Genomic DNA, 17,109 nt, shown 5'->3' with positions numbered 1-17,109 from the left:
GGTCTTCAGGAAACACCATGCGAACAGATACCGGCCAGGTCATTCATCTGGCAGATTACCGTCCCACCGACTTCGTGCTGGAACGCGTGGACCTGACTTTCGAACTCGACCCGACGGAGACGAAGGTCGAGGCACGTCTCATCTTTCACCGCCGCCCCGGCGCCGACCCCTTGGCGCCGATCGTTCTCGACGGCGATGAACTGACGCTGTCGGGGCTGCTGTTCGACCAGGTGGAACTGGATCCTTCACGCTACGACGCGACACCGGAAAGCCTGACCGTGCGCGATCTGCCGGAAAGTGCCCCCTTCGAGCTGACGATCACCACGATCATCAACCCTGAGGCCAATACGCAGCTGATGGGCCTCTACCGCACCGGCGGCATCTACTGCACCCAATGCGAGGCGGAAGGCTTCCGCCGCATCACCTATTTCCCTGATCGCCCCGATGTGCTTGCGCCGTTCACGGTCAACATCATCGCCGACAAGGACGCCAACCCGCTGCTGCTGTCGAACGGCAACTTCCTCGGCGGCGCCGGCTACGGCCCCGGCAAGCATTTCGCCGCCTGGTTCGATCCGCATCCGAAGCCAAGCTATCTTTTCGCCCTCGTCGCCGGCGATCTCGGCGTCGTCGAAGACACGTTCACGACCATGTCCGGCCGCGAGGTGGTGCTGAAGATCTATGTCGAGCACGGCAAGGAGCCGCGCGCGGCCTATGCCATGGACGCGCTGAAACGCTCGATGAAGTGGGACGAAGAGCGGTTCGGGCGCGAATACGATCTCGACATCTTCATGATCGTCGCGGTCTCCGACTTCAACATGGGCGCGATGGAGAACAAGGGCCTCAATATCTTCAACGATAAATACGTCCTTGCCGATCCCGAGACCGCGACCGACGCCGACTACGCCAATATCGAGGCGATCATCGCGCATGAATATTTCCACAACTGGACCGGCAACCGCATCACTTGCCGCGACTGGTTCCAGCTGTGCCTCAAAGAAGGTCTCACGGTTTACCGCGACCACGAGTTCTCGTCCGACCAGCGCTCGCGTCCGGTCAAGCGCATCGCCGAAGTGCGCCATCTGAAATCGGAGCAGTTTCCCGAGGACAGCGGTCCGCTCGCCCACCCGGTTCGGCCGACGAAGTATCGCGAAATCAACAATTTCTACACGACGACCGTCTACGAGAAGGGCAGCGAAGTCACGCGCATGATCGCGACGCTGCTCGGCAAGGATGGCTTCAAGAAGGGCATGGATCTTTATTTCGACCGTCACGACGGCCAAGCCGTGACGATCGAGGATTTCGTCACATGCTTCGAGGATTCAAGCGGTCGCGACCTGAAACAATTCTCGCTCTGGTATCACCAGGCCGGCACCCCGCTCGTCACCGCATCGGGCAGCTATGATGCGGCAGCCGGCAGCTTCACCCTGTCGCTCGAGCAGATGACGCCCGCCACTCCCGGCCAAGCGAACAAAGAGCCGATGCATATTCCGCTGAGCCTCGCGCTCTTCGGCGAAAACGGCGGCAAGATCGAGCCGACCTCGGTCGAGGGCGCCGAATATACCGACGACGTGCTGCACCTGACCGGCCGCACGCAGACGGTGGTGTTCCACGGCATCGGCTCACGGCCGGTCGTTTCGATCAACCGCAGCTTTTCGGCGCCGATCAGCCTTCACTTCGACCAGAGCCCGGCCGATCTGGCGCATCTCGCCCGCCATGAGACGGATCATTTTGCCCGCTGGCAGGCCCTGACCGATCTGGCGCTGCCGAACCTGCTGAAAGCGGCCCGCGACGCCCGCGAGGGCAAGCCTGTCGTCTGCGAGGCGACCTTCATCGAAACATTGATCGCGGCCGCCGCCGACGAGAGGCTCGAGCCTGCCTTCCGGGCCCAGGCACTGGCGCTGCCGAGCGAATCCGACATCGCCCGCGAACTCGGCGGCAACAACGATCCCGACTCCATCCATGCCGGCCGTCAGGCGATCCTGAAGCAGATCGCCGATGCCGGAAAGGGCGTCTTTGCCGCGCTCCATACAGCGACGACGGCATCCGGCGGTTTCAGCCCGGACGCCAAGAGCGCCGGCCTGCGCGCCCTTCGCAACAGCGCGCTGACCTATCTTTCGTATGCCGAACAGACGCCGGCCCGCGCCAAGGCCGCTTTCGACGCGGCCGACAACATGACTGATCTCAGCCATGCGCTGACGATCCTCGCCCATCGTTTCCCCGACAGCGCGGAGACGAACGAAGCGCTGGCCGCCTTCCGTCAGCGTTTTGCGGAGAATGCGCTCGTCATCGACAAGTGGTTTGCGATCCAGGCCGGGATTCCGGGTGCGAAAACCCTGGAGCGGGTCCGCGCCCTCATGGACAATCCGCTCTTCAAGCGGACCAATCCCAACCGCATGCGTTCGCTAGTCGGCACCTTCGCCTTTGCCAATCCGACCGGTTTCGGCCGCGCCGACGGCGAAGGTTACCGTTTCCTCGCCGGCCAGATTCTCGATATCGACGGGCGCAACCCGCAGCTTGCCGCACGCATTCTCACCTCCATGCGTTCCTGGCGCGCGCTGGAACCGGTGCGCGCCGATCATGCGCGCGCCGCACTCACCGAGATCGAGCGATCTACTGCTCTTTCAACCGACGTGCGCGATATCGTCGAACGCACGCTTAAAGGGTAGTTTCATTCGACCAGCCGCGACGCTGAAGTGCGGCGGCTGGTCGGCCAGTGATTCGAATCACCCGAAAAACACGAGAATATAAATAGTTAACGGATTTTTACCTTTGCCTCTGGACAAGGCGAATCACCCATGATTCTCTAGGTCAGGTTCGAGCGAGCGGCGCGCGAATCACACGAGGGACAAGGCGAAGAGATGATGGACGTGCGGCGGGCAACCGTGGCCGGAGGACGGCTGCGTGTCGATTTTGGCGGGCTGAAAGCCTGGCGCGACAGCCTTTCCGGTCAGGCAAAATCGGAGCCGCTTCTTCGTCACCTGCCGAAGGCCGAGCTTGCCTTGAAGCGCGCCATTCCGGCTCTGATCGTCGCCTTCCTCTCCGTCGTCGCCGCTTCGCATTTCTTCGGCATGATGAGCGAATACACGCGTCTGGAATCCTCGGCTCGCCATGCCACGGCACTTTCGGCAGCGACCGCCGCCGCCGTGTTTGACGATGCGGCAGAGATATTCGACAGCGGCGATATCGGCAAGGCGCAGGCCCGCCTCGCCAAGTACCTGCCTCAGGACCGGCTGGACAACGGCGCTTTCGTGCTGCTCGTGCAGGCAAGCGGCAAGGTTTTTGCGGCGACGACCGCCGGGCTCCCGCATGTCGGCAACAACGTCGGCGATTTCTTTCCTGAGGTTTCGGCGATCCGCCGTTTCGGCGATCGGGCCGGCGTCATCGAAACGACGATCGGCGGCGTGCCGCACTATGCCGAGATCACGCTGGTGGGCAATGCCGGCGGCTATATCGTCGCCGCCACCTCGCTCGAGGAGGTCGGCCGGCTCTGGCGCGAGGAGCTAGCGCTCAATGTGACGCTGTTTGCCGGCATTTCCTCGATCCTGCTCGTCATCCTCTATGCCTATTACACGCAGGTGAAGCGCGCACGCGACGCCGACGACATCTTCCTGGAATCGAACCTGCGCGTCGAGACGGCGTTGTCGCGCGGCCGCTGCGGCCTTTGGGATTTCGATTTTGAGAACCGCGAATTCTTCTGGTCTCGCTCGATGTACGACATGCTCGGCCTGCCGGGCTCCGACAAGACGATGGGCTTCGGCGAGGCCGCGCGGCTGATGCACCCCGATGATGGCGGGCTCTACGAGATCGCGCGTGCCATCGCCAATGGCCACTCCGGCCAGGTCGATCAGATCTTCCGCATGCGCCATGCCGGCGGCCACTATGTGTGGATGCGCGCCCGCGCCCAGGTGATCCGCAGCAATTCCGGCCGCATGCACCTGATCGGCATCGCCATGGACGTGACCGAGCAGCATCGGCTCGCCCAGCGTTATGCGGAAGCCGACCAGCGGCTCGCCGACGCCATCGAATGCACCTCCGAGGCCTTCGTGCTCTGGGACAAGAATGATCGGCTGGTCATGTGCAATACGCACTTCCAGCAAGCTTACGGCCTGCCGGACAGTGTGCTGGTGCCCGGCACCGAGCGCTCGATCGTCAATGCCGCCGCCGCCCGCCCTGTCATCGAGCGGCGGATCGCCGATGCCGATGGCTCCGGCTATTCGCGCACGACGGAAGTGCAGCTTGCCGACGAGCGCTGGCTGCAGATCAACGAACGACGCACCCGCGACGGCGGCAGGGTTTCGGTCGGCACCGACATCACGCTGATGAAACGCCATCAGGAGCGGCTGCGCGAATCCGAACGCCGGCTGATGGCGACGATCGGCGATCTTTCCGCCTCGCGCCAGACGCTGGAGATCCAGAAATCCGAGCTTTCGACGGCGAACGCCAATTACCAGGCGGAGAAGGACCGCGCCGAGGCGGCCAACAAGGCGAAATCGGAATTCCTCGCCAACATGTCGCACGAGCTGCGCACGCCGCTCAACGCCATCCTCGGCTTCTCCGAAATCCTGCAGAACCAGATGTTCGGGCCGCTCGGCTCGGCGAAATACGACGAATATGCCCGCGATATCCACGACAGCGGCAAACATCTGCTCAACGTCATCAACGACATTCTCGACATGTCGAAGATCGAAGCCGGTCACCTCAAGCTGCACCGCGAGCGGATCGATCTCGTGCCGCTGATCGAGGAAAGCCTGCGCTTCACCGCCATTCCGGCCGCCGAAAAGAACATCGTCATCGACCAGCGCATCTCCTCCGGCCTGACGCTGACGGCCGACCGCCGAGCGATGAAACAGGTGCTTCTCAACCTGCTTTCCAATGCGGTGAAGTTCACCGACAATGGCGGCCGCATCGCGGTGCGCACACGCCGCATTGACGGCGCCGTCCTCGTCACCATTGCCGACACCGGCATCGGCATCCCGCGCTCGGCGCTCTCCAAGATCGGCCAGCCCTTCGAGCAGGTACAGAGCCAGTATGCCAAGAGCAAGGGCGGCTCCGGCCTCGGGCTTGCCATCTCCCGCTCGCTGACCTCGCTGCATGGCGGACGCATGAAGATCCGCTCCCGTGAAGCGGTGGGCACGGTGATCTCGCTGCGTATTCCGGATGACGTCTAGGCTTTCACCGTCGTCAGGAATATCTTCCTGACCGCCTTCGAAAGCCGCTTCACCTCCCCTTCCAGCGTCCTGATGTCGGGGCAGTCACCGGCGCGGCAGACGAGCTCGATGAGGCCGGCCGGCGCGTCATTCGGGTCGAACAGGCCGTCGATGCAGAGGCGGATCAGTTGCGAAAGGCTGGTGTAGAGCGCGAAGGCCTCTAGGCAGATGTCGAGATCGGCCGCCGGCATCAGCCTGTCACCGAGCGCCTTCAGGGCCTCGCCGGTGCTCATTCCATTTACGGCGATTCCGACGCCCCTCGTCGGCGCAATCAGCGCCAGATATTGCGCGATGAATTCGAGATCGATGACGCCTCCGGGCATCAGCTTCAGGTCCCAGGGGCCGGAAGGCGGCTTTTCCTTTTCGATCAGATCGCGCATCTCGGCCACGTCACGCGCCACCTTGGCGATATCGCGATCTGAAGTCAGCACCTCCCGGACGATATGTTCCGCCTCGGCGATCAGGCTGCCGTCGCCTGAGATCAGCCGGGCGCGGCTGAGCGCCATATGCTCCCAGGTCCATGCCTCCTCGCGCTGATATTTGCCGAAAGCATTGATGCGGGTGGCGACCGGACCCTTGTTGCCAGAGGGGCGCAGCCGCATGTCGACTTCGTAGAGCACACCTTCGGCGGTCGGCGCCGACAGGGCGGCGATCAGCCTCTGGGTGATGCGGGTGAAGTAGCGCGTCGCATCGAGCGGCTTTACCCCATCGGATTCGGAGGCGGTGCCGTCATAATCATAGAGCAGGATCAGATCGATATCGGAACCCGCCGTCAGCTCGAAGCTGCCGAGCTTGCCCATGCCCGCAATGGCAATGCGCCCGCCGGGATAAGCGCCATGCGCGGTCCGCATTTCGCTGACCACGGCATCGAGCGCCGCCGCGATGATGAGGTCTGCCAGATGGGTGAAGGCGCGCGCGGCCATCGCGCCGTTGATCGCGCCGGTCAACAGGCGGATGCCGATCAGGAAGCGCTGTTCGGCGGCGAAGATGCGCAGCCGGTCGAGCACTTCCTCATAGTGGCGCGCCTGGACGAGCGAACCTTTCAGCCGCTCGCCGAGATAATCGCGTGTCGGCAGTTCGGCCATCAGACCAGGGTCAAGCATGCCATCGAAGACATGCGGCTTGGCGGCGATCACCTCGGCCAGCTTCGGCGCTGAGGACATGATGTTGACGATCAACGACAGGAGCGCCTGGTTGCTGCCGAGCAGCGAGAAGAGCTGGATGCCGGAGGGAAGGCCGGAGATGAAACTGTCGAAGCGCAGCAGCGCCTCGTCGGCGCGTTTGCTTTCACCGAAGACGCGCAGGAGCTCCGGAGCCAGCTCGGTCAGCCTCTCGCGCGCTTCCACCGATTGCGTCGCGCGGTAGCGGCCGTAGTGCCAGGTGCGGATGATGCGGGAAATGTCGGAGGGTCTGTCGAAGCCGAGCTTCTTCAGGGTCACCAGCGTATCCGGATCGTCGCCCTGGCCGGTGAAGACGAGATTTCCGGTTTCAGCGGAAAGCTTGCTCTCCTGTTCGAAGAGCTGGGCATAACGTCGCTCCACCGTCTTCAATACGCCGACCAGCCGCTCGGCGAAGCTCGGCGTATCGGTGAATCCCGCCATGAAGGCGATGCGCTTCAGATCGGCATCGGTTTCCGGCAGCAAGTGGGTCTGCTCGTCGCGGACCATCTGGATGCGGTGCTCGACATCGCGCAGGAACCAGTAGGCCTCCGTCAATTCGTCACGGGTTTCCGCGTCGATCCATTTCGCTTTGGTGAGTTCGCCAAGCGTTTCTTCCGTTCCCCTGCTGCGCAGCGCCGGCATACGGCCGCCGGCGATCAGCTGCTGGGTCTGGACGAAGAATTCAATCTCGCGGATACCGCCGCGGCCGAGCTTGACGTTATGGCCCTTCACCGCGATTGCGCCGTGACCCTTGTGCGCATGGATCTGCCGCTTGATCGAATGGATGTCGGCGATCGCCGCATAGTCGAGATATTTGCGGAAGACGAAGGGGGCGAGCCCGCGCAGAAATTCGCCGCCTGCCGTGAGGTCGCCGGCCACGGCGCGCGCCTTGATGAAGGCCGCCCGCTCCCAATTCTGCCCCCTGCCCTCATAGTAGATCATCGCCGCGTCGACGGGAATCGCGAGCGGTGTCGAACCGGGGTCGGGGCGTAGCCGGAGATCGGTGCGGAAGACGTAACCGTCCGCCGTACGCTCCTGCAGGATGCGCACCAGCCGCCGCATCATCCGGGGAAAGATCTCGATCGCATCATCCGGGTCGGGAACGATGCCGGCCTCTTCGTCGAAGAAGACGACGAGGTCGATATCGGAGGAATAGTTGAGTTCGGATGCGCCGAGTTTGCCCATGCCGAGCACGATAAGCCCCGAGCCCTCGCTCGGCTTCGCCGGATCCCGCAGCTTTAGCTTTCCGCCCTCATGCGCGGAGAGCAGCAGATGGTCGATCGCGGCAGCGACCGAAGCCTCGGCAAGCCTGCTCAGCCAGGCTGTCGTCACCCGCCCGTCGAAGATACGCGAGAGATCGGCAAGCGCCACGAGGAAGGCCACCTTGCGTTTGATGATGCGCAGCCTGCTCATCACCGCGGATTCGGTGGGTGCAGTTCCCTCGCCGTCCGGCTGCCAGCAGCCGCGCGCCTCGGCCACCAACGCCTCGATCTGCGGCTCCAGCGGTTCGCTGACGGCGCCCGCCAGCACGGCAGGATCGAGATTGACGATTTCGCGCAGATAGGGCGACAGGGTCAGCACGGCCGCGATGAAATCACGCAGCGGCCCCTCCGTCTTCAGCATCGCGGCCACCGACGGCTCGCTTTTACCGGCCTCCTGGAGGTCGGCCAGCGCCAGCTTCAGCTCCGTCTGGCTCAGCGGACGCAGCAGTCCTTCGGCCACATCCTTCAGGCCATGCGTCGATTTCGTCAGCATGCGCTCTCCCTGTCTTACCGCTGAAGGACGCCGTCCACGCAGAATCGCGGGAGCACCTCCTTCGATCGCCAATAAACTAGAGCCCCGGCGGCAAACCGCCAATACGCGATTCAGCCGATCGGATTTCGGCGGAAAAATCAGGCAGCCTTGGCCGGGAAGATCATGCTGACGGTCAGGCCGCGCTGTTCGGGCTTGCCGGGATCGGTATCGGAGAGTTCCAGCCGGCCATTGTGCAGTTCCATCACCGCTTCAACAAGCGAAAGCCCGAGCCCGGTGCCGGGCTTGGTGCGGCTTTCGTCGAGGCGAACGAAGCGTTTCACCACGTCGTCACGCCTGTCGGCCGGAACGCCCGGTCCGTGGTCGGCCACCGAAAGGCAGATCCCGTCCGGGTGCCGGGCGAGTTTCAACGTCACCTCGCCTGCTCCTTCCGTGTCGGAGGAATATTTGATGGCATTGTCGAGCAGGTTGAAGATCGCCTGACCGATCAGCTCGCGATTGCCCAGCACCTCGACATCCGGCTCGATGCTGGATCTCAAGCCAAGCCCGGCTTCCTCCGCCGCCGGCTCGTAAAGCTCGGCGCTGTCGGCGACGATGGCCGAGAGCTCCACCGGCGACATCTCCGCCGCGACCGATCCGGCCTCGACCCGGGAGATCATCAGCAGCGCGTTGAAAGTGCGGATCAGCTGGTCCGATTCGGAAATAATGCCTTCCAGCGCTGCGCGCCGGGTATCGCCGTCGCTCATGTCGAGCGCATCGGCCGCCTTGTTGCGCAGCCGCGTCAGCGGCGTCTTGAGATCATGCGCGATATTGTCGGAAACCTGCCGCAGACCCTCGTTGAGCTTCTCGATGCGTTCGAGCATGGTGTTCAGCGACATCGACAGCCGGTCGAATTCGTCGCCGGATCCACCGACCGGCAGGCGCTGCGAGAGGTCGCCGGCCATGATCTTCTTGCTCGCATCCGACATGCGATCGATGCGTTTCAGGGCGTTGCGGCCGATGCCGAACCAGATGATGATCGCGCCGAGCCCCATGATCGCCAAGGCAACCATCAGCGCCTGGCGTACCAGCAGGCGAAACCGCTCCGGGTCGCCAAGGTCGCGGCCGATCAGGATTCTCAAGCCGTTGTCGAGCACGAAAATATTGGCGATGGCCTTATGGCGGCGCTCGACGCCGCCGCCGTCGGTATAGCGCTGGTAGGCGAAGGGAGCCGATGTCCAGCCGATCTCCTCGAAAACACCCGGCTGGACAGATGCGACGTTGCCCGCAAGGATATCCCCGGAGGGGCCGGCGATGATGTAGAGATTGGCGCCGGGCTGGCGGGCGCGCCGCTCCATCGTGCGCAGGAGAAGGTTCATTCCGCCGGCGTCATAGGCGCGCTGCACCTGCTCCACCTCCTGCTTGACGGCGTCGCGGATCTGGCCCGTCAGCAGCCGCTCCGACATCGCCGTCACATAGAAGACGAGCGTTGCGGCGCAGATGGCGAAAAGCAGGATATAGAGTGCCGAAAGGCGGACTGCGGTGGACTTGAAGAGAACCCGGAAGCGGCTCATCCCTCATCCTTGATCATGTACCCCGCGCCCCGAATGGTTTTCAGGAGCGGCTGGCTGAAGTCCTTCTCGATCTTCGAGCGCAGGCGCGAGACATGCACGTCGATGACGTTGGTCTGAGGATCGAAGTGGTAGTCCCAGACGTTTTCGAGCAGCATGGTGCGGGTCACCACCTGGCCGGCATTCTTCATCAGATATTCGAGCAGGCGGAATTCGCGCGGCTGCAGCGGGATTTCCTTGCCGCCTCGGCGCACCTCGTGGGAAAGCCGGTCGAGTTCGAGATCGCCGACGCGGTAGACGACGTCCTGCTCCGGCGTTCCCTTGCGGCGGCCGAGCACTTCGACGCGCGCCAACAGCTCGCTGAAGGCATAGGGCTTCGGCAGATAATCGTCGCCGCCGGCGCGAAGGCCGGTCACGCGGTCGTCGACCTGGCCGAGAGCGGAGAGGATGAGGACCGGCGTATGAATGCCCTTGCGGCGCAATTCGCTGATGACGGAGAGGCCGTCCCGGCGCGGCAGCATGCGGTCGATGACGATGACGTCGTAAGTATTTTCCGATCCCATGAACAGGCCGCTCTCGCCGTCGCTGGCGTGATCGGCGACGATGCCCGCCTCGCGAAAGGCTTTCGTGAGGTAGGCCGCGGCTTCGAGATCATCTTCGATGATGAGAATCTTCATGCGGCCGACATTACCCGCCGGCTGCGTTTCGGCAAGGCTCAAAGCATGTTCCTGCGGGGCGGCGCTCATCGAGATCGTCCTTCAAAGGTCAGATGAATTAAGCCGTGCGGACTTTCGCCCGCACGGCTCCAGTTTCCCGGGGAGATCAGCCCTGGCCGTTGATCGGAAGCGCTACGAAGCGGCTTCCTTCGCTGGACTGGATCTGGAACAGCGCGCGAGTGCGGCCGTCCTTCTTCGCCTGGTTCAGGACCTTGACGACATCGTCGGGGCTGGAGACCTCCTGATTGTTGACCGAGGTGATCTTTTCGCCTTCCTTGATGCCCTTGTCGGCGGCGTCGGAGTCCGGATCGATGCCGGTGATCGCCAGGCCCTTGCCGTCATCGGAAGGACCGACCGTCAGGCCGAGATCGGCAAGCGCCCTTTCGGAGGCCGGTGCCTGGGGCTGCTGCGGCTGGTTGTCGTCATCGGCATTCGCATCCTTCTGGTCGGCCGGCAGCGTTCCGAGTTCGACGGTGAGCGACTGGGCCTTGCCGCCGCGCCAGACCGAAAGCTCGACCTTGCTGCCCGGCTGCATCGCACCGATGCGGCGGCTGAGATCACGCGCATCCTTGACCGTTTCACCGTTCAGAGCGGTCACGACGTCGCCGGCCTTCATGCCGGCCTTGTCGCCGGGCGATCCTGCCTGTGGGGCGACGACGAGCGCGCCGCTCGGCTCGGAAAGACCAATCGATTCGGCGATGTCCTTGGTCACCGGCTGGATCTGGACACCCAGCCAGCCGCGCGAGACCTGGCCGTCCTTCATCAGGTCGGCGACGACATCCTTGGCGGTGGAGGCCGGAATGGCGAAGGCGATGCCGACGCTGCCGCCCGAGGGCGAGAAGATCGCGGTATTGATGCCGACGACTTCGCCGCTGAGGTTGAAGGTCGGGCCGCCGGAGTTGCCGCGGTTCACGGCGGCATCGACCTGCAGGTAATCGTCATAGGGACCGGAGCCGATATCGCGGCCACGGGCCGAGACGATGCCGGCCGTCACCGTGCCGCCGAGACCGAAGGGGTTGCCGACGGCGACGACCCAGTCGCCGACGCGGACATTGTTGTCATCGGCCCAGTTGACGTAGGTGAACTTCTTGCCCTTGCCGTCGACCTTCAGCACGGCGAGGTCGGTGCGCGGATCCTTGCCGATCAGCTTGGCGTCGAGCTCGGTGCCGTCATTCATGACGGCGACGAAGGCCTGGCCATCGGAAACGACGTGGTTGTTGGTGACGATATAGCCGTCTTCGGAGATGAAGAAGCCGGAGCCCTGGGCGACCGGACGCAGACGACCCTTGCCGCCGGGACCATTCGGGCCCTGGCCGAAGCGGCGCGAATGACCCTGCTGGTCGTTCGGGTCCTGACCGAACTGCCGGAAGAACCGCTTCAGCGGGTGATCGTCAGGAAGATCGTCGAAGCCGCGGCCGTTGAAATCGAAGGAAAAGCCGTCATTGTTGTCGGCGACGGGATTGACGCGGTTTTCGACGCGAACGGAAACAACAGCCGGCGAAACGGCATCGACGACGTTGGCGAAGCTCGGAACCGCGGGCGCTTGAACCTTGACGGCTTCAGCATAGGACCGGGTAATTTCGAGCGGAACGCCAGTTGCGAGCACAGCGGCCGCGATACCGGCGACAGTAGACGCCTTGAGCACGGTGGCGAGGGACGGACGTCCGTTGAAATTCTTGAGCATTGGAGCACCTTCTCTTGTTCTTAAATCTTCAGACCGGCAGCGCCGGATCAGTCGATGACTGAAGATATAGGACGCCGCACCTTACTGCGAACTGTCCGCCCAATGAAAAGTTCGTAATGTTTGAGATCTTTGCTTGCCCGCATCCGAGCATCACGACGAAGGATTGCGGCTTCGGCGTCACTTATCCAGAAGCTCGCTCAGCCGCGCCTGTTCTTCCGGCGTCAGCTTGCTTCCCGTCGGTTTGCCAACCCGCTTACGGGCAAAGACCAGCAGCGACAAGCCGCCGGCAATGACCAGCAGCACCGGCGCCCCCCAGAGCAGCACCGTCTTGATATTGAAGCGCGGCTTCAGCAGCACGAATTCGCCGTAGCGCGAGACGATATAGTTCAACACCTGATCGTCGCTGTCGCCGTCTTTGATGCGCTCGCGCACCAAGAGGCGCAGATCCTTGGCGAGATCGGCGTTGGAATCATCGATCGACTGGTTCTGGCAGACCATGCAGCGCAATTCCGCCGAAAGTGTCCGGGCGCGTGCTTCAAGGGCGGGATCGGCCAGCACCTCGTCTGGATTGACGGCGAAGGCGGAGAAGGGTGTGAAAAGGATGAAGAGAACAAGGAAAAACCAGGAGAGCAGCCGCGACCCTTGTGAGACGCGCCGAACCTCTCCTTCCCTCATTCCTGTGTCCTCAGGGCTCCGCCCGAGGGATGTCACAGGAATCCAGCCACGGCGCGTCGGCGCCGTGAATAGACCTTTTGGCGAATAAGAGTCTCCTGCGCCCAAGGACTTGGGCGCGCTGGATTCCTGTGACAAGCACAGGAATGAGGAGGAGGAAGCGTCGGTCATTCCGCCGGCTCCATCGCGGGTGCTGCTGGCTTCGCCTTGGCCTTTCTGCGCGGCGCGCCGACGCGCAGGCGCCGGTCGGACAGCGAGATGAAACCGCCGAGGGCCATGAGAAGGGTTCCGCCCCAGATGCAGAGGATGAAGGGCTTCCACCAGATGCGCACGACGATGCCGCCGTCATTGGTGGCGTCACCGAGCGAAACGTAGAGCTGGCTGAGGCCGAATGTCACGATGCCCGCTTCCGTCGTCGGCATCTGCCGGGCGGTGTAAAGGCGCTTGGCCGACCAGGTCTCGGCAACCGCGATACCAGCGCGCCGGATGGTGAAGTGGCCGCGCTCCTCGCTGTAGTTCGGCCCGGTTGCCGGCTGCATGCCGTCGAAATGCAGGCTGTAGCCGCCGGCTTCCGCCGTCTGCCCCGGCTTCATCTCGATGACGTGCTCGCTCTGGAACGTCGTGACCGCAACGATCCCGAGCACGGTGACGCCGAGCCCGGCATGGGCAAATGCCGTCCCGAAAGCCGAGCGCGGCAGGCCGGAAAGACGGCGCCAGGCAACGCCGATGGCGACCTTGCCGATGCCGGCGCGATACCAGAGATCGGCGGCCGCACCAAGGATCAGGAACAGCCCGGCCGCCAGCCCGAGCACGGAGAGCACCGGCCCGCCATGTTCGATGTAGAAGAGGATCACAGCCGCCGCAAAGGCCAGCCCCGCCACGACATAGAGCCGCTGCAGGGCACCGAGCAGATCGCCGCGTTTCCAGGCGAGCAGCGGTCCGAAGGGCACGATGACGATCAGCGGCGCCATCAACAGGCCGAAGGTCATGTTGAAGAAGGGCGGGCCGACGGAGATCTTGTCGCCGGTAATCGTCTCCAGAAGCAGCGGATAGAGCGTGCCGGTCAGCACCGTGCCGCAGGCTACCGTCAGAATCAGATTGTTGAGAACCAGCGCACCCTCGCGCGAGATCGGCGCAAACAGCCCGCCGGCCGAGAGCCGCGGCGCGCGGAAGGCGAAGAGCGACAGCGCGCCGCCGATGAAGATCAACAGGATGCAAAGGATGAAGACGCCGCGGGAGGGATCGCTGGCGAAGGCATGCACGGAGGTCAGCACACCGGAGCGCACCAGGAAAGTGCCCATCAGCGACAGCGAGAAGGTGAGAATGGCAAGCAGCACCGTCCAGATCTTCAGCGCCTCGCGCTTTTCCATGACGAGCGCCGAATGCAGCAGCGCCGTGCCAGCGAGCCACGGCATGAAGGAGGCGTTCTCCACCGGATCCCAGAACCACCAGCCGCCCCAGCCGAGCTCGTAATAGGCCCAATAGGAGCCCATGGCGATGCCGAGCGTCAGGAAGGTCCAGGCGGCGAGCGTCCAGGGCCTGACCCAGCGCGCCCAGGCGGCGTCGATACGACCTTCGAGGAGAGCCGCCACCGCGAAGGAGAAACAGACGGAGAAGCCGACATAGCCGAGATAGAGCAGCGGCGGATGGATGGCGAGGCCGATATCCTGCAGCACCGGATTGAGGTCGCGGCCCTCGGCCGGCGCCGGATCGAGCCGCAGGAAGGGATTGGAGGTCAGCAGGATGAAGAGCGTGAAGGCGACCGAGATCCAGGCCTGGACGGCAAGCACATTGGCCTTCAGCGTTTCCGGGAGGTTGCGGCCGAAGATGGCGACGAGCGCGCTGAACAGCGTCAGGATCAGAAGCCAGAGCATCATCGATCCCTCGTGATTGCCCCAGACGCCGGAATATTTGTAGATCAGCGGCACCAGCGAGTGCGAATTCTCCCAGACATTCTCGACCGAGAAGTCGGAGACGACATGGGCGTAGGTCAAAACCGCGAAGGCGAAGCTCACGAGCAGGAACATTACCAGCGAACCGACGGTGGCCACATCCATCATCGCCCGGTCATGGCGGCGCGCGCCGATGACAGGAACGATCGAAAGAATGAGCGCCGTCGCCAGCGCCAGCACCAGCGCGTAATGGCCGATCTCGATGATCATTGCGTCGCTTTCGCCTCCTGCCCCTGGCCTTCTGCGCCCTCGCCTTCCTTCCACAACCCCTGGGTCTTCAGCCGGTCGGCGACGTCCTTCGGCATATAGGTCTCGTCATGCTTGGCGAGCACGGTGTCGGCGATGAAGAGATTCGTTCCCGATGAAAACATGCCCTCGGTGACCACACCTTGGCCTTCGCGGAAGAGATCGGGAAGAATACCGGTATATTTGACCTTCACCGCATTGGCGCTGCCGTCGGTGACGGCAAATTCCACGGTCGAGCCGGCACCGCGCACGACGCTGCCTTCACCGACTAGGCCGCCGAGCCGGATGCGGGTTTCCGGCGCCACCGGCGTCTTCGCCAGATCCGCCGGCATGTAGAAATAGGCCACCGACTGGCTGAAGGCGAACATCACCAAGAGCACTGCTGCAAGGATGAAACCCATCCCGCCACCAATCACGGCTAGGCGCTTCTGCTTGCGGGTCACTCCGTCATTCCTTCCGTGGCTATGCCGAGCTCCCTGGCTAGCGCCAGCAACTGCCTGCCCTGTTCACCGGCCGGCGGAAATGCTGCAAGCCCGCGCTTCAGCGCGCCGGCTGCGCGATCCCTGTCGTTCAAAACGGCGTAAGAGCGGACAAGCCGCATCCATCCCTCGAAATTGCTCGGATCCTGGCTGAGTTTGGCATCGAGGCTTTCGACCATGCCGCGGATCATCTGCTGTCGGTCGCCAGCACTCATGCCCTCCGCCGCCGCCACATCTTCCTCGGTTGGGTTGCCGGGAGCAGCCGGATTGGCGGCCGGCGCACCGCCGTTCATGGCAATATGCTCGCTGACGAGCGGCAGCCAGGGCGCATCGGGGGGCGATTGTTTTGCCAGCGCCTCAAAGGCCTGACGGGCCTCGTCACGCCGTCCCGCCTGCTCCAGACTCAGCGCAATATAGAAGCGCGCCCGCGGATTGTCCGGCTCCAGCGTCAGCGACTGTTCGAGGACCTGGCGCGCCTCCTCCGTCACCACACCGTCGGAGACCGCCATCAGCGTTTCAGCCAGACCATCGAGCCGAATGGGGCTCGGGCCAAGAATGCGGATGGCATTGCGGTAGGCAGCCTGCGCGTCATCGACCCGCATCGTGCGCAAATAGATCGGCGCCAGCACGTCCCAGCCCTTGCCGTCATCGGGATTTTGTACGAGATGCCGCTCCGCCTTGGCGATCAGCATGGCCACATCGGTGCCGGGATTTTCCAGCCGCGCTTCCAGCGGCTGCGACGGCAGGTCCGGCCTGCCCGTCGTCAAATAAAGACAGAGCCCGAGAACGGGCAGGAGCAAAAGAACGAAGACTTCCGTGAAACGGTGATGCCGTGCAGGCTTCGGCTTCTCAGCGGGCTCATCGGCAGAAACGGCGATCAGCCGCCGGCCGATTTCCGCTCTGGCATAATCGGCTTCTTCAGGGGTGATCAGGCCGCTGTCGACATCCCGATCGAGTTCGCGCAGCTGGTCGCGATAGACCGCCGCCTCGCCCGCGCGGCTATCCTCCGCCGCCTTCGCTCCGCGCAGAAGGGGGTAGATCAGGATGGCGGCGACGACTGCCGTCAGAACGGCAACGAGAATCCAGAACAGCATATCGGCCCAAATACGTGAAGCGCGCCGCTATTCCAACTGCCAAAGCCGGAATGACGAAGATTTGAGGCTATTCGCCGCAATATGGACTGAAAGCCACCTCAGCCCAGCGGCGACCATGTGCCGTCTTCATTGCGGCAGGCAGCGCCCCGCGCTACCGTTTCCTTGCCGTCGGCGGTGATCGTGTGGGTATATTGCCGGCAGTTCTGCGAACCGACCTGATAGGGTGCTGCCGCAACGACCTTGCCGCTGACGCCCTTGCCGGTCCAGAGGACGGGCTGGCCCACGGCCGCACCTTCCAGCGCCCGATATTCCGCCTCGAGCGCCCGCTGCTTATCGCTGTCGCTCAGGCTCACGCCGCTGCGGCCGACGATGCCGCCCTGGAGCGCAGTAATGAAAGTGGCCGAAGCCGGAGGCTTGCCCGAAAAAATGCCGCGCGAAGCGGCGCCCTTCGTCGTCGTGCAGCCGGATAGCGCAACGGCGACGAAAAGGGCTGAAACGATCATGCCTTGCGAGCGTAAAATCATTGCGTCGAACCACGATCAGAGGTCAAAATCAGCCGATCGAAGTGCAGCGTCCCCGTGTCAGCATTAAGGCAAA

10 protein-coding genes and 1 pseudogene are annotated in these 17,109 nt (G+C 63.5%); 2 read left to right on the top strand and 9 right to left on the bottom strand.

All coding sequences use genetic code 11. From position 1 onward, the window contains the following. Window positions 1–17 precede the first annotated feature (17 nt). Both pepN and ATY76_RS09520 read left to right on the top strand, forming a co-directional pair. A complete protein-coding gene (pepN, locus tag ATY76_RS09525; protein ID WP_088674511.1) occupies window positions 18–2,666 on the top strand; it encodes an aminopeptidase N in 2,649 nt (882 codons plus the stop codon). A gap of 192 nt (window positions 2,667–2,858) precedes the next feature. Next, window positions 2,859–5,168 carry an ATP-binding protein gene (locus ATY76_RS09520; protein ID WP_088674510.1) on the top strand — a complete coding sequence of 770 codons (2,310 nt, stop codon included), beginning with the start codon at window positions 2,859–2,861 and terminating at the stop codon, window positions 5,166–5,168. Here the strand turns inward: ATY76_RS09520 and ATY76_RS09515 are convergent. The 9 genes and pseudogenes from ATY76_RS09515 to ATY76_RS09470 all read right to left on the bottom strand — a co-directional run bounded on the left by ATY76_RS09515 (window position 5,165) and on the right by ATY76_RS09470 (window position 17,036). Then, on the bottom strand, window positions 5,165–8,122 hold the full coding sequence (locus tag ATY76_RS09515) for a bifunctional [glutamine synthetase] adenylyltransferase/[glutamine synthetase]-adenylyl-L-tyrosine phosphorylase (RefSeq protein ID WP_088674509.1): 2,958 nt from the start codon (window positions 8,120–8,122) through the stop codon (window positions 5,165–5,167). The two genes, ATY76_RS09520 and ATY76_RS09515, sit on opposite strands and share 4 nt — an antisense overlap. A gap of 137 nt (window positions 8,123–8,259) precedes the next feature. After that, window positions 8,260–9,672 carry a HAMP domain-containing sensor histidine kinase gene (locus tag ATY76_RS09510; RefSeq protein ID WP_088674508.1) on the bottom strand — a complete coding sequence of 471 codons (1,413 nt, stop codon included), beginning with the start codon at window positions 9,670–9,672 and terminating at the stop codon, window positions 8,260–8,262. Further along, window positions 9,669–10,415 (bottom strand): response regulator transcription factor, encoded by a 747-nt coding sequence (locus ATY76_RS09505; protein ID WP_088674507.1) that lies wholly within the window; start codon window positions 10,413–10,415, stop codon window positions 9,669–9,671. The genes ATY76_RS09510 and ATY76_RS09505 overlap by 4 nt, the downstream gene beginning before the upstream one ends. Before the next feature lie 76 nt (window positions 10,416–10,491). Further along, window positions 10,492–12,069 (bottom strand): Do family serine endopeptidase, encoded by a 1,578-nt coding sequence (locus ATY76_RS09500; protein WP_088674506.1) that lies wholly within the window; start codon window positions 12,067–12,069, stop codon window positions 10,492–10,494. A gap of 177 nt (window positions 12,070–12,246) precedes the next feature. Continuing rightward, window positions 12,247–12,744 (bottom strand): cytochrome c-type biogenesis protein, encoded by a 498-nt coding sequence (locus tag ATY76_RS09495; RefSeq protein WP_190233624.1) that lies wholly within the window; start codon window positions 12,742–12,744, stop codon window positions 12,247–12,249. A 164-nt stretch (window positions 12,745–12,908) separates the two neighbouring features. Continuing rightward, a complete protein-coding gene (locus ATY76_RS09485) occupies window positions 12,909–14,903 on the bottom strand; it encodes a heme lyase CcmF/NrfE family subunit (protein ID WP_088674505.1) in 1,995 nt (664 codons plus the stop codon). Continuing rightward, window positions 14,900–15,382 carry a cytochrome c maturation protein CcmE gene (gene ccmE / locus ATY76_RS09480; protein ID WP_088674504.1) on the bottom strand — a complete coding sequence of 161 codons (483 nt, stop codon included), beginning with the start codon at window positions 15,380–15,382 and terminating at the stop codon, window positions 14,900–14,902. The genes ATY76_RS09485 and ccmE overlap by 4 nt, the downstream gene beginning before the upstream one ends. Continuing rightward, window positions 15,379–16,543: pseudogene (gene ccmI, locus ATY76_RS09475) on the bottom strand (c-type cytochrome biogenesis protein CcmI). The gene ccmE and the pseudogene ccmI overlap by 4 nt, the downstream one beginning before the upstream one ends. A 67-nt stretch (window positions 16,544–16,610) precedes the next feature. After that, complete coding sequence (locus ATY76_RS09470) at window positions 16,611–17,036, bottom strand: hypothetical protein (protein WP_088674502.1); 426 nt, start codon at window positions 17,034–17,036, stop codon at window positions 16,611–16,613. Between the last annotated feature and the right edge of the window lie 73 nt (window positions 17,037–17,109).

Source organism: Rhizobium sp. R339, assembly GCF_002211395.1.
Classification (GTDB): Bacteria; Pseudomonadota; Alphaproteobacteria; order Rhizobiales; family Rhizobiaceae; genus Rhizobium.
The sequence above is the reverse complement of the archived record's forward strand: the minus strand, read 5'-3'. Positions and strand labels throughout refer to the sequence as shown.

Excerpts from the sequence above, each read along its gene's own strand:
- ATY76_RS09515 (WP_088674509.1), bottom strand. The coding sequence starts at position 8,122 with ATGCTGACGAAATCGACGCATGGCCTGAAGGATGTGGCCGAAGGACTG.
- ATY76_RS09500 (WP_088674506.1), bottom strand. The coding sequence starts at position 12,069 with ATGCTCAAGAATTTCAACGGACGTCCGTCCCTCGCCACCGTGCTCAAG.
- ATY76_RS09520 (WP_088674510.1), top strand. The coding sequence starts at position 2,859 with ATGATGGACGTGCGGCGGGCAACCGTGGCCGGAGGACGGCTGCGTGTC.
- ATY76_RS09505 (WP_088674507.1), bottom strand. The coding sequence starts at position 10,415 with ATGAGCGCCGCCCCGCAGGAACATGCTTTGAGCCTTGCCGAAACGCAG.
- ATY76_RS09485 (WP_088674505.1), bottom strand. The coding sequence starts at position 14,903 with ATGATCATCGAGATCGGCCATTACGCGCTGGTGCTGGCGCTGGCGACG.
- pepN (WP_088674511.1), top strand. The coding sequence starts at position 18 with ATGCGAACAGATACCGGCCAGGTCATTCATCTGGCAGATTACCGTCCC.
- ATY76_RS09470 (WP_088674502.1), bottom strand. The coding sequence starts at position 17,036 with ATGATTTTACGCTCGCAAGGCATGATCGTTTCAGCCCTTTTCGTCGCC.
- ATY76_RS09495 (WP_190233624.1), bottom strand. The coding sequence starts at position 12,744 with ATGAGGGAAGGAGAGGTTCGGCGCGTCTCACAAGGGTCGCGGCTGCTC.
- ATY76_RS09510 (WP_088674508.1), bottom strand. The coding sequence starts at position 9,672 with ATGAGCCGCTTCCGGGTTCTCTTCAAGTCCACCGCAGTCCGCCTTTCG.